Source organism: Neisseria sp. P0008.S010 (genome assembly GCF_051962715.1).
GTDB classification, from domain to species: domain Bacteria; phylum Pseudomonadota; class Gammaproteobacteria; order Burkholderiales; family Neisseriaceae; genus Neisseria; species Neisseria elongata.
In genome coordinates this window covers 40,440-55,485 of record NZ_JBQCVA010000012.1, presented here as the reverse complement: position 1 = coordinate 55,485, position 15,046 = coordinate 40,440, and the positions used below count along the sequence as shown (strand labels likewise).

9 protein-coding genes are annotated in these 15,046 nt (G+C 58.0%); 5 read left to right on the top strand and 4 right to left on the bottom strand.

The features are described from left to right. Positions 1–226: 226 nt before the first annotated feature. A complete protein-coding gene (locus tag ACTHSL_RS05025; protein ID WP_440380570.1) occupies positions 227–4,120 on the bottom strand; it encodes a translocation/assembly module TamB domain-containing protein in 3,894 nt (1,297 codons plus the stop codon). A gap of 1 nt (position 4,121) precedes the next feature. Next, positions 4,122–5,975 carry an autotransporter assembly complex protein TamA gene (locus tag ACTHSL_RS05020; protein WP_440380574.1) on the bottom strand — a complete coding sequence of 618 codons (1,854 nt, stop codon included), beginning with the start codon at positions 5,973–5,975 and terminating at the stop codon, positions 4,122–4,124. Positions 5,976–6,032: 57 nt separating this feature from the next. On the opposite strand from ACTHSL_RS05020, the gene rfaQ reads away from it, so the two are divergent. From rfaQ to ACTHSL_RS04995, 5 genes are all read left to right on the top strand, one after another. Beyond that, positions 6,033–7,172, top strand: coding sequence for a putative lipopolysaccharide heptosyltransferase III (rfaQ, locus tag ACTHSL_RS05015; RefSeq protein WP_440380569.1), 1,140 nt, complete (start codon positions 6,033–6,035; stop codon positions 7,170–7,172). An 88-nt stretch (positions 7,173–7,260) separates the two neighbouring features. Beyond that, positions 7,261–9,933 (top strand): bifunctional [glutamate--ammonia ligase]-adenylyl-L-tyrosine phosphorylase/[glutamate--ammonia-ligase] adenylyltransferase, encoded by a 2,673-nt coding sequence (gene glnE, locus ACTHSL_RS05010; RefSeq protein WP_440380568.1) that lies wholly within the window; start codon positions 7,261–7,263, stop codon positions 9,931–9,933. A gap of 78 nt (positions 9,934–10,011) precedes the next feature. Beyond that, on the top strand, positions 10,012–10,752 hold the full coding sequence (locus ACTHSL_RS05005; RefSeq protein ID WP_440380567.1) for a hypothetical protein: 741 nt from the start codon (positions 10,012–10,014) through the stop codon (positions 10,750–10,752). A gap of 464 nt (positions 10,753–11,216) precedes the next feature. Continuing rightward, positions 11,217–11,714: a YbhB/YbcL family Raf kinase inhibitor-like protein gene (locus ACTHSL_RS05000; protein ID WP_440380566.1), complete on the top strand. Its 498-nt coding sequence runs from the start codon at positions 11,217–11,219 to the stop codon at positions 11,712–11,714. A 69-nt stretch (positions 11,715–11,783) separates the two neighbouring features. Further along, entirely contained in the window at positions 11,784–13,241 is a 1,458-nt protein-coding gene (locus ACTHSL_RS04995) for a DUF6892 domain-containing protein (RefSeq protein WP_440380565.1), read from the top strand. A 65-nt stretch (positions 13,242–13,306) separates the two neighbouring features. Here ACTHSL_RS04995 and ACTHSL_RS04990 read toward each other — a convergent pair whose 3' ends face one another. Then, the gene (locus ACTHSL_RS04990; RefSeq protein ID WP_440380564.1) at positions 13,307–14,536 is read right to left on the bottom strand and encodes an MFS transporter; all 1,230 of its coding nucleotides are present in this window, start codon (positions 14,534–14,536) and stop codon (positions 13,307–13,309) included. 88 nt (positions 14,537–14,624) lie between these two features. Then, positions 14,625–15,011 (bottom strand): winged helix-turn-helix transcriptional regulator, encoded by a 387-nt coding sequence (locus ACTHSL_RS04985; protein ID WP_440380563.1) that lies wholly within the window; start codon positions 15,009–15,011, stop codon positions 14,625–14,627. Positions 15,012–15,046 lie beyond the last annotated feature (35 nt).

Here is a 15,046-nt window from a genome sequence, read left to right as displayed (position 1 = left end):
GGTGCTCATGAGAAATCCCCTAAATGTCTTGGTGGGAATTTAGGGGATTTTGGGGGATTTTGCAAAGGTCTCGGCCTATTTGCGTATTGCACGATATGGCGGCATGACTTCCTATGCCGCCGCTTTGTTTGGGTTCGGTTTGAATGGCGACATTATCGGCAGCGGCAACGGATATGTTGGGAGGCCGTCTGAAAAGTTTTCAGACGGCCTCTATGCCCAACGGCCTTTAATCGAAACGGATGACGTATTTGATTTCGCCGCCCGAAGATTGCGAACCGACACGGACGATGGCCTGGATGGTCCGAGTCAGTTGGTACACCAGCTTCACGGTCTGGCTGGCACTGGTCAGACCGAATTCGTAGCCGAGATAAAGCTCGCTTGAAAGCTGTTTGCCGACGGTTAAAACCTGCTCGGCCGGGTTGAGTTCGCCCGTTTGCGCGTTGCGGCTGCGCTTGCTGGTGAGGCCGAAGTCGTCTACCAAGCCGATGCGGTCGTTGAGCTTGCCGGCCAGGAAGGCACTGGCGGCGGTGCTTAAAGCGGCTTCGTCGCCGTCGCTGCCGCTGCTGGCACGGTTCAGAATCAGCCAGGAGAGTTTGTCTTTTTCGCTCATCGGTTCGTTGGTAACGAGGGTAACGCGCGGGTTTTCCAAGTTGCCCAACACTTCCACCCCCGCGCCCACGGGCGACAGGTTGCGTACGGCGCGGATGTTGAGGTTCGGCCGCGACAGCGGGCCAACGAAGGACACGGTGCCTTTGGTGATGTTCAAATCCTGACCGTAGGCTTTGTATTTGCCTTTCACGACGGCAACCGTGCCGACAGCCTGAATGTCTTGTTTGGGTTGGGCGGTCAGTTTCAGACGGCCTCCGAGGGTAACGTCCACGCCTTCGCCGCGGAAGAAGACTTTGTCGTTTAAATCCAGGTCGATGTTCATGCTGAACGGAACGGGAGTACGGGTTTCTTTTTTCGGCTCGCCCAACACCACAACGTCGTCGTCCAATTCGGGCATGCCGGATTTTTGGAAGCCGAAATGGCCTTCGTCCACTTTCAGGCTGCCGCCGAGGATGATGCCGTTTTTATCGTCATAATGCAGGCGGGTGTTGCCGCTGGCGGTCAGGCGGCGGCGGGGTTTGTCGAGAATGCCGTATTTGTCGAACACGGCATTCACGTCCACTGCCGGCACGCCGCCGCCCCAACCGACGGTGCCCGACAGGTTGATATTACCGTTGCCGCGCTTGAAGAGCAGCGACTGTATCTGCCATTGTTGGCCGCTGAGGCGGGAACGCAGGCTGCCGTTGTCCAGAATCACGCCCAGGTCGCGGTTGACGTAATACAGGTTGTTGCCGTTGAGGCTGCCACCGAGTTGCGGTTCGCCCACCCGTCCGCCGATGGTCGCTTCGGCATTTAGTGTGCCGCTGATGTTTTGGCCGACCGGCATCAGGTTTTTCAGCGCGGTCAGGTCGGGAATGTCGATTTTCAGGTTGCCGCTGATGGGGGCCTGCATGATGGAATGGCCGAATTGCTGGCTGATGCCGACGTTGCCGCCGATGTTGCCGTAGCGCGTTTTGCCGTTGATTTGGTTGTCGATGCGGCCGTTTTGGAAACGGGTCTGCAGGGTCAGACTGTTCAGCCCCAAGGCTTGTTTGCGGTAGGGCAGGACGATGTCGCCGCTTTGTTGGCGCACGTTGAGGAAGCCGCGTGCATTTTGGCTGTACGCCAAATCCCAGTCGGCGGACAGCACCAGATTGTGTTCTACGGGCATTTTGAAGAAGCTGTGCAGTTCGGCCACGTTCAGATTGGCCGCCGTCCCTTTGCTGGTCAGGCCGTTTTTCTTGTCCCACACGAAGCTGTTCAGATTCAGACGGCCGCCCATCGCCGACCACTGCGCCGTGCCCAAGGCCACGCGTTCCGCACCTGCTTCCAAGCTCATGCGGTTTTGCAGTTTCAGGTTGAAGCCGCCGCTCAAGTCCAGCCTGCCGACTGTACCCTTCCAGCGGTTTTCTTTGTCCAGCCCGCCGTCGGCTTCCAAATCGAGTTTGTAGTTTTTGCCGCCCATCGCCATGCTGCCGCTGCTGCGGATGCTGTGGCGCATGCCGGTGCCCGATACGGCGGCGTTGACGGTATCGATGCGCGTGGATTCGCCCGAGCTGCCCGGGATGACCAGTTCGCGGCCGTTGATTTGCAGGTTGAGCGGACGGCTGTAGTCGGGCGAGGCGGCGGCTTTGAAGTCGAGTTCGCGGATATTGACCGCCTGTTTGACGCGCAGGTTGCGCACGCTGCCGGAAAGGTCGGCGGAGATGCTTTTCGGTTCGCCCGCGAGGAAGCCTTTCGCCGTCAGCGCGCCGCCGAGTTCGAAGCCGAATTTGTCCAATTCGGGTGCGTTGATGTCGAGGTTGAGGCGGTCTCCCGCCTTGCCGAAGCTGCCGTCGGTTTTGACGCGGTTCCTGCCCAGGCGGATGTCGGCTGACGCGCGTGCAAGATGTTGTTTTTCATAAAGCACGTCGGCATTGCCGCTCAATACTGCGCCGGACAGCACGCTGTTGCCGAACTGCATTTTGCCGCTGAATTTTTCTTCGGCCAGCACGCCGTTCAATTTGATGTCGCCGTTGATGCTGCCGACGGGAAAATCGGGGTGCAGTTTGCCGGGATTGAAGTTTTTGCCGGTTGCCTCGGCTTCGAGCAGGCGGTCATTGAACAGCTCCAGCCTGCCTTTGATGTCTAATTCGCCGCCGTCTTTAGGCAGCAGGGAGGCTTTGACGATGTTGAGGCTGCGTTGGCCGTTGGCGGTGTCGTTGGCAATTGCCAGTTCGCCGGTGGAGCCGGCGCGGTTGCCGCGGATATCCCATTTGGCCTGCGGTTCGCGGTAGGTGCCGTTCAGGAGCAGGCTGCCTTCGAATACGTCGTCGTGTTTCCGGCTGACGAAGTCGGACAGGGATGCGTTTTTCAGTATGGCTTCCAGTGCGAAGGTGTTTTTGTCGGTGTCGGTTTCGCCGCCGAGTATCAGCGCGCCTTCTTCCAGCAGGGTGGCGGTTACGTCGTGTACTTTGAGTATTCCGCTGTCGCCGACGGTGAACTCGCCCAGTATGCTACGGACGGGGATGCCGTTTTGGTCGGCAGGCGCGGCCAGGCTGTTGGTCAGGTCGATGGAGCCTTCCAGTGCCAGCCCTTTTTGCGGCGAGGGGACGATGGTGGCGTCGAAGTCGAGGTCGGTCTGCGGGGCGGAGGTGACGAACTCGGCCAGGTTCAGCGCGTGGCCTTTAATCAGGATATGGTCGATTTGTTCGTCGAGGCTGTTTTCAAACGGGCCGACCAGGCCTTCGGCTTTGAGGCTGACTTTGCCGCCGACCAAATCGGCTTTGAAGGCGGTTCGGCGCAAGTCGCCCGACAAGAGGATTTCTCCGCCGCCCGCGATGCCTTCGAGTTCCGCACCGCCGCGTATGCTGCCTTGCAGGGCAAAGGGTGAGGCCGTCTGAATTTCCAGTTCGCCGCCCGTGCTGCTCCACGGGGTTTGCAGGCTGTTCAGAATCAGTTTGTGCCGTTTGTGGTCGTAGTCGTAGGCGGCTTCCGCACGGAGCAGGAAGGTGTTGCCCGCTTTGCCGCTGCTGATTTTGCCGACGCTCAGTTTGTCCAGTTTCACAGCCAGCGGCAGGCTGATGCTTTCGGGCAGTTTGGCCGGATGTTCTTCTTTGGGCGGGGTCGGTTTGGCGGTGATGTGGAGGTCGCCGACGGACAGGTGCCGGATGTGGAGGAGGCCGTCTGAAAAGAGTTCCTGCGGCTGCCATTGCAGGCCGAGGCCGGAAACGGTCAAATCCGCGGAAGGGGTTTCGATGCGCCAGTCTTCGCCGCTGAAGCCGTGCCACAGTGTGCCTTTGAGGGTTTTGCTGCTGATTTTCACGCCGCCCAGTTCGGGCAGGGTGTACAGGCCGAAGCGCAGGCCGGATTCGGTGGCCGCGAGCCAATATAAAAAGCCGGCCGACGATGCCGACAGCAGGACGGACGACCACAGAACGGTTTTCAACAGCCGGCGGGCGGGGGATTTGCCCGTGCGTGTTTTTTCAGACGGCCTTTTATTGTCGGGCGCGCCGTTTTCAGACGGCCTCTGCATATCTTCCTGTGCGGTCATTTTAGAAACGTGTCCCTAAGCTGATGTGCCAACGGATGCGTTTGTCCTGATGTCCGTAGGCGATGTCGAATGAAAACGGCGCGACGGGGCTGAACCAGCGTACGCCGATGCCCGTGCCGTGTTTGAGTGTCATGTTTTTGAAACTGTGCGCCGCATCGCCCATGTCGTGGAAAATGGCGGCGGAAAAACTTCTGTTGATCGGATATTGGTATTCCACGCTGGCCACGGCGAGGGCGCGGTCGGGCAGCACCGCGCCGGACGGGCCTTTGATGCCGATGCTGTCGAGTTCGTAGCCGCGCACGGAGGTTGCGCCGCCGGTGCGGAAACGCAGGGCGGAGGGCACGTCGTTACTTTCGCCCGCATTGACGAAGCCGATTTGCCCGCGCGCGACGAAGGTGCCGATTTTTTTGTTTTCCGGCGTGAAGTAATAGCCCGCGCTGCCGAGTACGCGCTGCATGGAGGATGAAGACAGCAGTTTGCCCAGTGTGGTGCCGCCTTTGACATCGAGGTAGTAGCCGTTTTCCGGCCGCATTTGGGTTTCGATGCTCTGTTTTTTCCACGAGGCCGTCAGCATGGTGGCGTAGGAGTGTCCCAAGTCCACATGCGCATCGGGAATGCGGGCTTGGTCGCCGACGTATTCGATGCCGAGCCGCGATTCGATGTTGTTGCGGTCGCGCACATACCACATGCCCGCCGACCAGGTTTCGGTTTCCAGCTTTTGCGTGGTTTTGCGGTTGTAGGCAAGCGAGCTTGTCCAGTAGTGGCCGTTTTTTTGGCGCGGCTGGCTGACGCCCAGCGCCACGGTTTGTTCGTATTTGTCGCCGGAGGCGACGAAGGAGCCGGTGTAGCCTTTATTGAACAGGTTGTAGTAGTCGTAACCGAACTTGCCGCCCAAACCGTACTCGGAATCGTAGCTGAGGCCGAGTTCGAGCTTGTGCTTTTTCATTTCCGACACGGTTACTTTTACCGGCACGCGGTCGCCTTCCAGACGGTCGAAATCGGCCTGCACGGACGCGCCGGAATAGTGGCTGTCCTGCTCCAAAGCCTGTTGGTAGTCGAGCAGCTTGTCCAAATCGTACGGAGAGCCTGTGTCGAACTGCGCCAGTCCGCGCACGACGCCGGCGGGATAGCGTTTGTTGCCGCTGATTTCAAATTCGCCGAAGTAAATCGGCCGCCCGCTGTCCACCGATACCGACAAGTCGGCCTGATGTTTGGTCGGGTCTACCGTGGCTTGGGTGGAGGAAAACTCGGCCAGCGGGTATTTTTTCCGCCGTACTGCCGACAAAACCGAACTTTTGCTGCCGCTCCATTCTTCTTGGCTGAATGTCGCGCCCACCGGCAGGCTCCAGTTTTCCATCGCCGAACGGTAGTACGCGCCCAAATTTTCGTCTTGCAGCACATCGCCCAAAATGGCGACGCTGACGTTGTCGATTTTGGTTTGCGGCCCGCTGTCTACGCTTACCAGATAGCCTATGCCTTTGCGGCTGACGGTTACTTTGCCGTTGAAGTAGCCTTTGGTTTTCAGCATGGTCAGCACTTGTTCGGGGGCTTCTTCCGCCAGAAATTCCATTTGTTCGGCATCCAGCTCTTCTTCCAATTGCTGCGTAATCAGCGGCAGGTGCTCCTGCAGCATTTCTTTCACGTCGGCCGGCTGCGCCTCGATGCGTACCGGATATTTCTGCTTGAGGGCGGGGGCGGTTTCGTCGTTTTTGGGGCCGAATTTAGACTTTACCCGTTCGATAAGTGTTGGCTTGTCCGCTTCGTTTTGGCCGTCTGAATCGCTATTCGGCGTATCGGCAGCGGTGGCGGGCAGGCTGAGGGCAAGCAACAACATTAGGGCGGCAGGTCGTTTCATGGCGGTTGGTCGGGCGGTCGGATTGTGGAGTAAAGGGGCGGATTGTAGCACTGTTTCATGGGTACGGGCAGGCAGGTATACGGGCGGCAGGTCGGCGGTAATCTGCACGCCCTTTTATCCGATACCTGTCCGATTATGCCGTCTGAAAACATCCTGATTATCCAACTTATGCACCACGGTGATGTTTTGCTGGCAACTACCGCCGCCGATGCTTTGAAACAGGCCAATCCCGATTGCGCGGTCGATATGCTGGTGTACAAGGGTATGGAAGACATTGTTGCCGATAATCCGCTTATCCGCCGTGTTTTGACGGTGGATAGGAATTGGAAGAAGCAGGGCGTCGGGTATCAGTTGCGGCAGGAGTATGCGTTGCTGCGCGAGATACGCGCCCAAGGCTACGATGTGGTTTTGAACTATTCCGACCGTTGGCGGGCAGGCTTGGCGGCGGTTTTCAGCGGCGCGCCCGTACGGTTGGCGTATCCTCGCGCGCGCGGCGGCAACGGGCTTTGGCGGCGGATGCACACTTCGGTCTTGCGGCAGCGGGAGGGCGTGCATGTCGTCGAGCGCAATCTGCACCTGCTTTCGCCGTTGAATCTGCCCGCTGCCGAATCGGGGCGCGTGCGGATGGCGGTTTCGGATGCCGTCCGCGCGTCGTTGCGGCAGAAGTTGGCGCAACAGGGCTGGACAGGTCAGGATTATGTTTTGCTGCATCCGGGGTCGCGCTGGTTTTTCAAATGCTGGCCGTCTGAAAACACGGCGCAAATCGTGCAAAGGCTGATTGACGGCGGCCGTGCGGTGGTTTTGACCGCCGCACCCGACGCGCGCGAACATGCGATGTTGGAAGCGGTTCGGCGGCAGGTCGTGCCGTCTGAAGACGCGCCGCTGTTTGTATTGGACGGTACGCTCAATCTGCGTGAGTTGGCTGCCGCCATCGAAGGTGCGAAATTGTTTGTCGGGGTGGATTCCGTGCCCATGCACATCGCCGCCGCACTCGACAAGCCGCAAGTCGCGCTGTTCGGCCCCACGCGCCTGGAAAACTGGCGGCCGTATTCCGACCGCGCCACCGTGGTTTGGGCCGGCGACTACGGCGAACTGCCGCATCCCGACCGGATAGACACGCGCGACGAACGTTCGCTGCTGACGGCGATTCCGACCGAGGCCGTTTGGCAGGCGGTGGAAGGACGCTTGGGCGGTTAAAAGGTGCGGTTTGGGCGGTTTTACCGCAGACGGCGTTTTCAGACGGCCTTATAATCCCGTTTATTTCTATTAGCCGAAAGACCGCGCCGTGAACACCGCCGAACTGTTTGCCCATGCCCGCCGCCATTCCCGCTTTCTCGTCCGCTGCCTCGACAGCAATACGCTGGACTTGAACCTGCTGGCCGACTGGACGGCGCGGCAGTTGTCCGAAGACGACTTCCGCCACTTCGCCGACTGGCAGGCGTTGCGGGAAAACGAAGACGAAGCCGGCCTGGCGCGGCAGCTCAGGATATTGCGGCGGCACGTCGTCGCCCAAATCGCCGTGCGCGACCTGAACGGATTGAGCGGTTTGGACGAAGTAACCCAAACCATCACCCGTTTTGCCGATTTCTCTGTCAATACCGCGCTGGACTATGCCTACGGCTACTACGTCGGACTCTACGGCACGCCTACAGGCCACCACAGCGGCGAAGCCCAGTTCCTCACCGTCGTCGCGATGGGCAAGGCGGGCGGCGGCGAGTTGAACGTCTCGTCCGACATCGACCTGATTTTCACCTATCCCGAAGGTGGCGCGACAAACGGGCGGCGCGAGCGCGACAATCAGGAATTTTTCACCAAAGTCGGGCAAAAACTGATTGCCCTGCTAAACGACATCACTCCCGACGGCCAAGTATTCCGCGTCGATATGCGCCTGCGCCCCGACGGCGACGCGGGCGCGCTGGTGTGGAGTGAAGCCGCACTCGAACAATACCTCATCACCCACGGCCGCGAATGGGAACGCTATGCGTGGTGCAAAGGCCGCGTCATCACACCCGGCGCAAACGACATCGCCGCCATCGTCCGCCCCTTCGTCTTCCGCAAATATCTCGACTACAACGCCTACGAAGCCATGCGCGGCCTGCACCGCCAAATCCGCGCAGAAGTCGGTAAAAAAGGCATGGAAGACAACATCAAACTCGGTGCGGGCGGCATACGCGAAATCGAATTCATCGCCCAAATCTTCCAAATGATACGTGCAGGCCGTCTGAAAACCCTGCAACTGAAAGGCACGCAGGAAACCCTGCGCCAACTCGCCGTTCAAAACATCATTCCCACCCATACCACCGACACCCTGCTCGAAGCCTACCGCTTCCTGCGCCAACTCGAACACCGCCTGCAATACTGGGACGACCTGCAAACCCAAACCCTGCCGCAGGATGGCGTACAGCGGCAACTCTTGGCCGAAAGCATGGGTTACACCGACTACGAAGCCTTTTCAGACGGCCTGAACGCGCACCGCGCCGCCGTTACTGCCGAATTCGACAACATCCTTTCCGAGCCCGAAGAGCAGCCTGCCGCCCGCTTTGCCGCCCTGTGGCCCGAACCTACCGAAGAGCACATCCCCCTGTTGCAACAGGCGGGATTCGAAGCCGAAGACACCATACGCCGCCTGCACGCCCTAAGGCTGAGCACGCGCTACCGCAGCCTGTCGCCGCGCAGCCAGCCCCGTTTCGACGCACTTATGCCCCAAATCATCCAGGCCGCCGCCGACACACGCCGTCCGACCGAAACCCTGTCGCGCCTGACCGGCTTTCTCGAAACCGTCAGCCGCCGCCCGTCCTATCTGGCCTTCCTGCTCGAATACCCCAACGAACTCAACCGCGTGGCCGAACTCATGAGCCAAAGCGCGTGGATGGCCGCCTACCTGCAACAACACCCCATCCTGCTGGACGAACTCCTGAGCGCGCAGCTGACCGACAACCGACCCGACTGGCCGCAACAGCAAACCGAACTGGCCGCCGCACTGGCCGCCTGCGACGATGCCGAAGCCAAAATGGACACCCTGCGCCACTTCCACCACGCCCACACCTTCCGTCTGGCCGTACAAGACCTGTCCGGCAGATGGACGGTTGAAGCCGTCAGCGACCAACTCTCCCATCTGGCCGACATCATACTCAACCAAACCCTGCGATACACATGGCGGCAGATGCCGAAAAAACACCGCGACGAACCCGCCTTCGCCATCATCGGCTACGGCAAACTCGGCGGCAAAGAACTCGGCTACACATCCGACTTGGATTTGGTCTACCTGTTTGACGACCCCGACCAAGAGGCAGGGCAGACCTACGCCCGACTGTCCAACCGCCTGACCACATGGCTGTCCGGCAGCACCGCCGCCGGCACACTCTACGACATCGACCTGCGCCTGCGCCCCAACGGCGACGACGGCTTCCCCGTCCACAGTACCGCCGCCTTCGACAAATACCAGCACGAAAACGCATGGACATGGGAACACCAATCCCTGACCCGCGCCCGCTTCGTCTGCGGCGACCCCGGCATCGGCCGCCAATTCGAAGACACCCGCCGCCGCATACTCCGCCTAAGGCGCGATCCTGCCGTCCTGAGGCGAGAAATACTCGCCATGCGCGAAAAAATCACCGCCGCCCATCCCCCGCTGCCCACCGACATCAAATACGCGCGCGGCGGCATCGTCGATGTCGAATTCATCGTCCAATACCTGATACTCGCCCACGCCGCCGACTGCCCCGCACTCATGGACAACACCGGCAACATCGCCCTGCTCGAAACCGCCGCCGAACACGGCCTAATCGACCCCGCGCTGGCCGAACGCGCCCGCCGCGCCTACCGCCGTTACCGCGCCTGCCAGCACGACACCAAACTGCGCGATACCGCCGTTGCGGAAAACGACGAAGAACTAGCGGCGCACTACCAAACCGTGCGCGAATTGTGGCATCAGGTATTTGGCGAAGAAACTATGTAAAATATGTGCTGCCACGGGCGGGGCTGCCCCGCAACTTTCCCCTCCCCGCCCTGTTTCTGTCTCAAACCTTAAGGAATAATGATGAAACACTTTTTTATGCCTTTGGCTGCCGTAATCGCCACTTTAACCCTGTCGGGCTGCCTGACCGCCTCTTTGATTACTAATGCCGACTTCACCACGCCGGAACGCCAAGTTACCAAAGAAATAGGCCAAGACAAAGTTTTCCTATTCGGCAAAATCAGGCTGTCCGATGAAAAAAATGGCAGCCCGTCCAAGGCGGAACATTTGGTGATGATGGGGGAGAAATATGCCTATGTTGTCGATTCCGAACAATCGGCCAAACTGCTGGCCATATTGCAGGCCGATTTGAGCCAACGTTTTTCAACCGATCACACTGATAATTCCATCCCCCTGTATTTTTCCAGTAATCCAAACACCTTTGCCACAAGGTTGGTTTTGCAGTACACCATAGTGGAAACCCTGCCGGAAGCGGTCAGGAAGCGCGAAATGGCGGAATTGGAAAGGCTGGGTTTTAAAAGGGTCAATGCCGACCGGATTTATTATTCCCAAAGATTTAACAATATATGGGGCAAAATCTACCGGCCGCAAAACATCACCCTGCCCAAGGATGCCAAAAAATTTGAACAGCATGTCCCCGTAATTTTGTATTCTCTGCAAACCGCCCCCAAAACCACCAACGGCGGCCAGATAGCCAAGGTTGTGGTACTCGCGCCGCTGGCCTTGGCGGCCGATGCGGTGCTTACGCCCGTCGCCGCCCTTATCTGCATACCGGCGAACTGTTTGAAGTTCCGTTATTGACGCTGCCCATATACAGGCATGCTTGCAGCCCTTACCGCTATAGCAGATTAATAAAAATCAGTACATTGTTGCCCCGCTTTGCCGTACTATCTGTACTGTCTGTGGCTTCGTCGTCTTGTTCTGATTTAAATTTAATCTACTAGATATGAATATGCGGGCCGAAACCCGTCCTTCCCGTATATCCATTCCTTCTCGTTCCAGCCATGTAGGGTTGAAAAAACATCCCGTTCTTCCCTCTATGCATGCGGAAAAGAAACCCGTTTATGGCAATGCTGGAGTCTTGTCCGAATCCGGCATTCGTCCTGCATTACCGCCCCAGGCCGTCTGAAAGTATAAAATTTCAAAATAACCAAATAATTTTAAATATAAAATTCCATACGCATTTTTACAAAGCTCCCACCTTTTCAGACGGCATATTATCTCCATATCACAGTTGTCCCCCACCGACCTTTCAGGAGATCAACATGCAAATTGACAGCAGCGCAATCATCAACGGCGAATTTGCCGACCGTTTCGGCAAACGCGGCAGCCAGTTCAGCCCGAACGGCATGCCGACCTACTCCATCCCGTTCGACATCAGCGACGCGCCCGCAGGCACGCAATCCTTCGCCGTCGTATTGGAAGACAAAGATGCGATTACCGCCAGCGGCTTCGTTTGGACGCACTGGCTGATTGCCGACCTGCAACGCACTTCCGTTGCCGAAAACGAAAGCCTGCGCGCTACCGACTACGTTCAAGGAGCGAACAGCTGGGCGAGCGTGCTGGGCAAACTCGACATCGAAGAAGCCTCCTGCTACGGCGGCATGGCACCGCCCAACTGCCGCCACCGTTACGAACTGATTGTCTATGCCCTCGACACCAAACTGAACCTGCCGCGCGGGTTCCGCTTCAACGACCTGCACTTCGCCATGCAGGGGCACATCCTCGCCAGTGTCGGCGTGATGGGTACTTACGACGTGTAAATCCGTACAATATGCAAAAAGACCGTCTGAAAATCTGTCTTTTCAGACGGCCTGTTTTAAGGACTCCCGATGTTTTCCAAACTCAAAAATTTCTTCGACAACCAACCGCCGTCTCCGCCTGAAACACCGCCCAATCCCCTGTACGCCATGCTTGCCGCCGATACGGCGGCCATGGAAGCGGGTAAAAAAACAAGCAAAATCCGCGCTGCATGGAAAAAGCATTTTGAGACTTATTCCGTAGCGGCATGCCTGCCTTATTTTTACGATTTCTTGCTGGAAAACATTGATGCCGCACTGGCAGGCCGTCTGAAAGACGGAACAGGGCTGCACAAATTCACCGAAGCACTTGCCAGCGATAAAATTTTTCATACCGTAGACCGTTGTCGAGAAAAATCTGAACAAGAAGCTGATCAAACCATTGCCTCATATGCTCCGGCAATCTGCGCGCGCATCGATGCCGTACTAGAACGCGAATGGCCTGCTGAAATGCAAACCGGCGCGTGGCTTGCCGAAGTGTTCTGCCTGTTTTTTTATCATGCTGACGCCAATAATCATGCCACCAGGATTGCTGCCGCACCGTGGGTCGTGCCGTTTCTGCGGCGTTGGCCTGAGCTGGGGGACAGATTGATTTTGAGCGCGCTTGACGATTGGGGCGATGCGTCTGCATTGTCGGAATACCTGATGATTGAAGCCCAAAATGCCCGTCAACAGTCGCGTCCTGCAAGCGGATTATGGAACGATATGATGGGTATCTATGCAGACAAACGCAGTAATGTTTACCGACAGGCGGAACAGCTTTTAACTGCGCTCACTACCGACGGCAAAATATCGTCGGATAAACGGGAAGCCCTGCTTTGTGCCGCCTTGGATACCTTGAATCTTGCGCCAGAAAAAAACGACAGCCGTAAAGAAGCGCATATCTGCATCCGCCGAGACCCTGTTACGCGACACTGCCTGAAATTGTTGGCCGACAGCCTGCCGGATAATCCCACTGCCGAAACTATCCGTACACTTCTGTCGGAAGCGGAAAGTTCGCCTAAAGCCGTCGGTACGTACAATTTGAACCAGATTCCCAGTGTACCGTTTGCCGATATCGGCCTGAAAATTGCCGTGATTGACGAGTTGATGTACCGGCGGAACCTGCTCAAGCCGCGCCTGCTGCTGGACACTTTTGTTAAAGAATACGAAGGTCGGAGGATAGACAGGGAAGCCGACGGTTATGCCGTTATCCCTGAAATCCTTGAATATTTCGAGCGGTTGGACATCCCGCAGCATCTGTTAAACGAAGTAGGCGAACTCTATATCGACGGCGGCTTGGACGGCGGTTCGGCGCTTTACGAAGAAATGTTTCCCTTTTTCGACCCCGGTTGCGGCGACGAACTTTTGCCCATCGGCAAACAGGCCGTTGCCGATTTGGCATACTTGCCGAACCTGCGACGCATCATAGGGCTGGAAAACTGCAATCCGCCGCCGGAATTGATACATGCCTTGCAAGAAGCGGGCGTGGAAATCATAGCGCAGGAGTAGCGGCAAATAACGGAAGGCCGTCTGAAAACCCCGTTTCAGGTTTTCAGACGGCCTTTCTTTGAGTCTTACGGCTCGTCTGAATCAAACAGGCCTCGGCACGCATACAGCAGCCCTCCCGCCAATACGGCCAGACCCACCGCCGCCCAATACGAATCGGCATAGCCGACCGCCTTTGCCAGCCGCAGGGCGGCGAAACCGGCCGCGTAACTGCCGAGCAGGACTACGGAAAATTGCAGGCTGCTGTCGAGTGCGGCGGTGGCACGGTCGGATTTGTCCATTACCAACGCCAGTATCACCGGCAGCAGCAGCGTGTAGCTCAGGCTCAGGGCGATGATTTGTGCGGGCGGCAGCCAAGGGTGGATGCGGGCAAGCGCGTCGATGGCGGTCATGGATGTCAAAAGCGGCAGTTGCAGCGCGTAGAGCAGGAACACGAGTTTGCGGCGCGGATAATTGCGCGAAAACCAGCCCGATAGCGGCGTAACAATCAGGCAGGCAACAGGAATACCCACCGCCAGAATTCCGCCCGTCTGTTTCGGGGTGAAGCCCAAATCCGCCAGCTTGGGCACAAAAGTCGCCGCCGCAAACGCATACGGTGCGGCAACGGCAAACAGCAAAACCAGCCACCGCCAGCCCGTTTCAGGTCGCCGCCAAAAGGAGACCAGCCGTGCCGCCAACGCCGTCAAACCGCCTTGCGCCGTTGGGCTGTCCGGCTCGCGGTAGCACAAGAGTTGCAGCAGCATCAGCAGGGTGAATGCCAGCATAAAGCCCGCCGCCGCCGTCTGCCCGTATTCCTGATACAGCCACAACACCAGCGCGCCGCCGATCATCTTGCCGCCGCGCGCCGCCATCGTCTGAATCACGCCGCCGAAACCGCGTTCGCGGTGCGGCAGGACGATACACGACAAGCCCAGCATCGCGCAGCCGTATACCGCCGACATTGCCGAGAGCAAAACGCAGCAGGTCAAAAGCAGCGGGAAATTCTGCGTTATGTCGGTGCAGGCCATCAGCCCGAACACCGCCGAAAGCCCCAGCGTCGCTGCCAGCAGCCAGCCGCGAAACCGCCCGAACCGCCCCGCCGGCCGCCGCTCCATCAGCGCGGCAAACAACACCTTCGCCGCTTCGATACCGCCGATTAAATGTATCCAGCTCAGTTGGTTCAGGCTGTAACCGTAGTTTTTCAAAATAGCGACCAGCGCGACCAGATAAAAACCGGTCAGCGCGAATTTGTAGGTGCTGCCGCCGATAAGCAGCAACCAGTCGCGCGGGGCGGGGGAAGCGGAGGTTTGCGGCATCATGTGGCGTTTTCCTTGGAAGCGGGCAGAATGAAGGCAAAGGCCGTCTGAAAGCAGGTTCGGCTTGTTGATAAAGCGGTAAAGGATTTTGTTACAGGGTACGTCGGGTTTGAACCGATAAGCTGCCGCGTTCCGTTACCACTTGGTTGCCCCAGTCGGTCAGGGCGGCCAGTGCGGGCAGAAAACTGCTGCCGAATGCCGTCAAGGCATATTTCGTTTTCAATGGCGGTTTGATGCCAAATACTTGCCGCGACACCAGTCCGTCGTGTTCCAACTGTTTGAGCAGGCGGCTTAATATTGTTTCGGTGATGCCCGGAAGACATTCGTGCAGTTCGCCGAAGCGTTTTGCACCGCCTTGCAGGTGGTAGAGGATGACCGCCTTCCATTTGCCGCCGACCAAATCCATCGCCACACTCAGCGGGCATGGGTAGGTTTTGCCACCGAAGCCGAAATATTCGCTTTGACATTCTGTTTTCATTGTTCCACCTATTCAAAAGGATAGTTATTGATCGG

What these genes read in the sequence shown, in the direction of transcription:
- rfaQ (WP_440380569.1), top strand. Translation starts at nt 6,033, where the DNA reads ATGGGTACGGGCAGGCAGGTATACGGGCGGCAGGTCGGCGGTAATCTG.
- ACTHSL_RS05025 (WP_440380570.1), bottom strand. Translation starts at nt 4,120, where the DNA reads ATGACCGCACAGGAAGATATGCAGAGGCCGTCTGAAAACGGCGCGCCC.
- ACTHSL_RS04985 (WP_440380563.1), bottom strand. Translation starts at nt 15,011, where the DNA reads ATGAAAACAGAATGTCAAAGCGAATATTTCGGCTTCGGTGGCAAAACC.
- ACTHSL_RS05005 (WP_440380567.1), top strand. Translation starts at nt 10,012, where the DNA reads ATGATGAAACACTTTTTTATGCCTTTGGCTGCCGTAATCGCCACTTTA.
- ACTHSL_RS05020 (WP_440380574.1), bottom strand. Translation starts at nt 5,975, where the DNA reads ATGAAACGACCTGCCGCCCTAATGTTGTTGCTTGCCCTCAGCCTGCCC.
- ACTHSL_RS04990 (WP_440380564.1), bottom strand. Translation starts at nt 14,536, where the DNA reads ATGATGCCGCAAACCTCCGCTTCCCCCGCCCCGCGCGACTGGTTGCTG.
- ACTHSL_RS04995 (WP_440380565.1), top strand. Translation starts at nt 11,784, where the DNA reads ATGTTTTCCAAACTCAAAAATTTCTTCGACAACCAACCGCCGTCTCCG.
- ACTHSL_RS05000 (WP_440380566.1), top strand. Translation starts at nt 11,217, where the DNA reads ATGCAAATTGACAGCAGCGCAATCATCAACGGCGAATTTGCCGACCGT.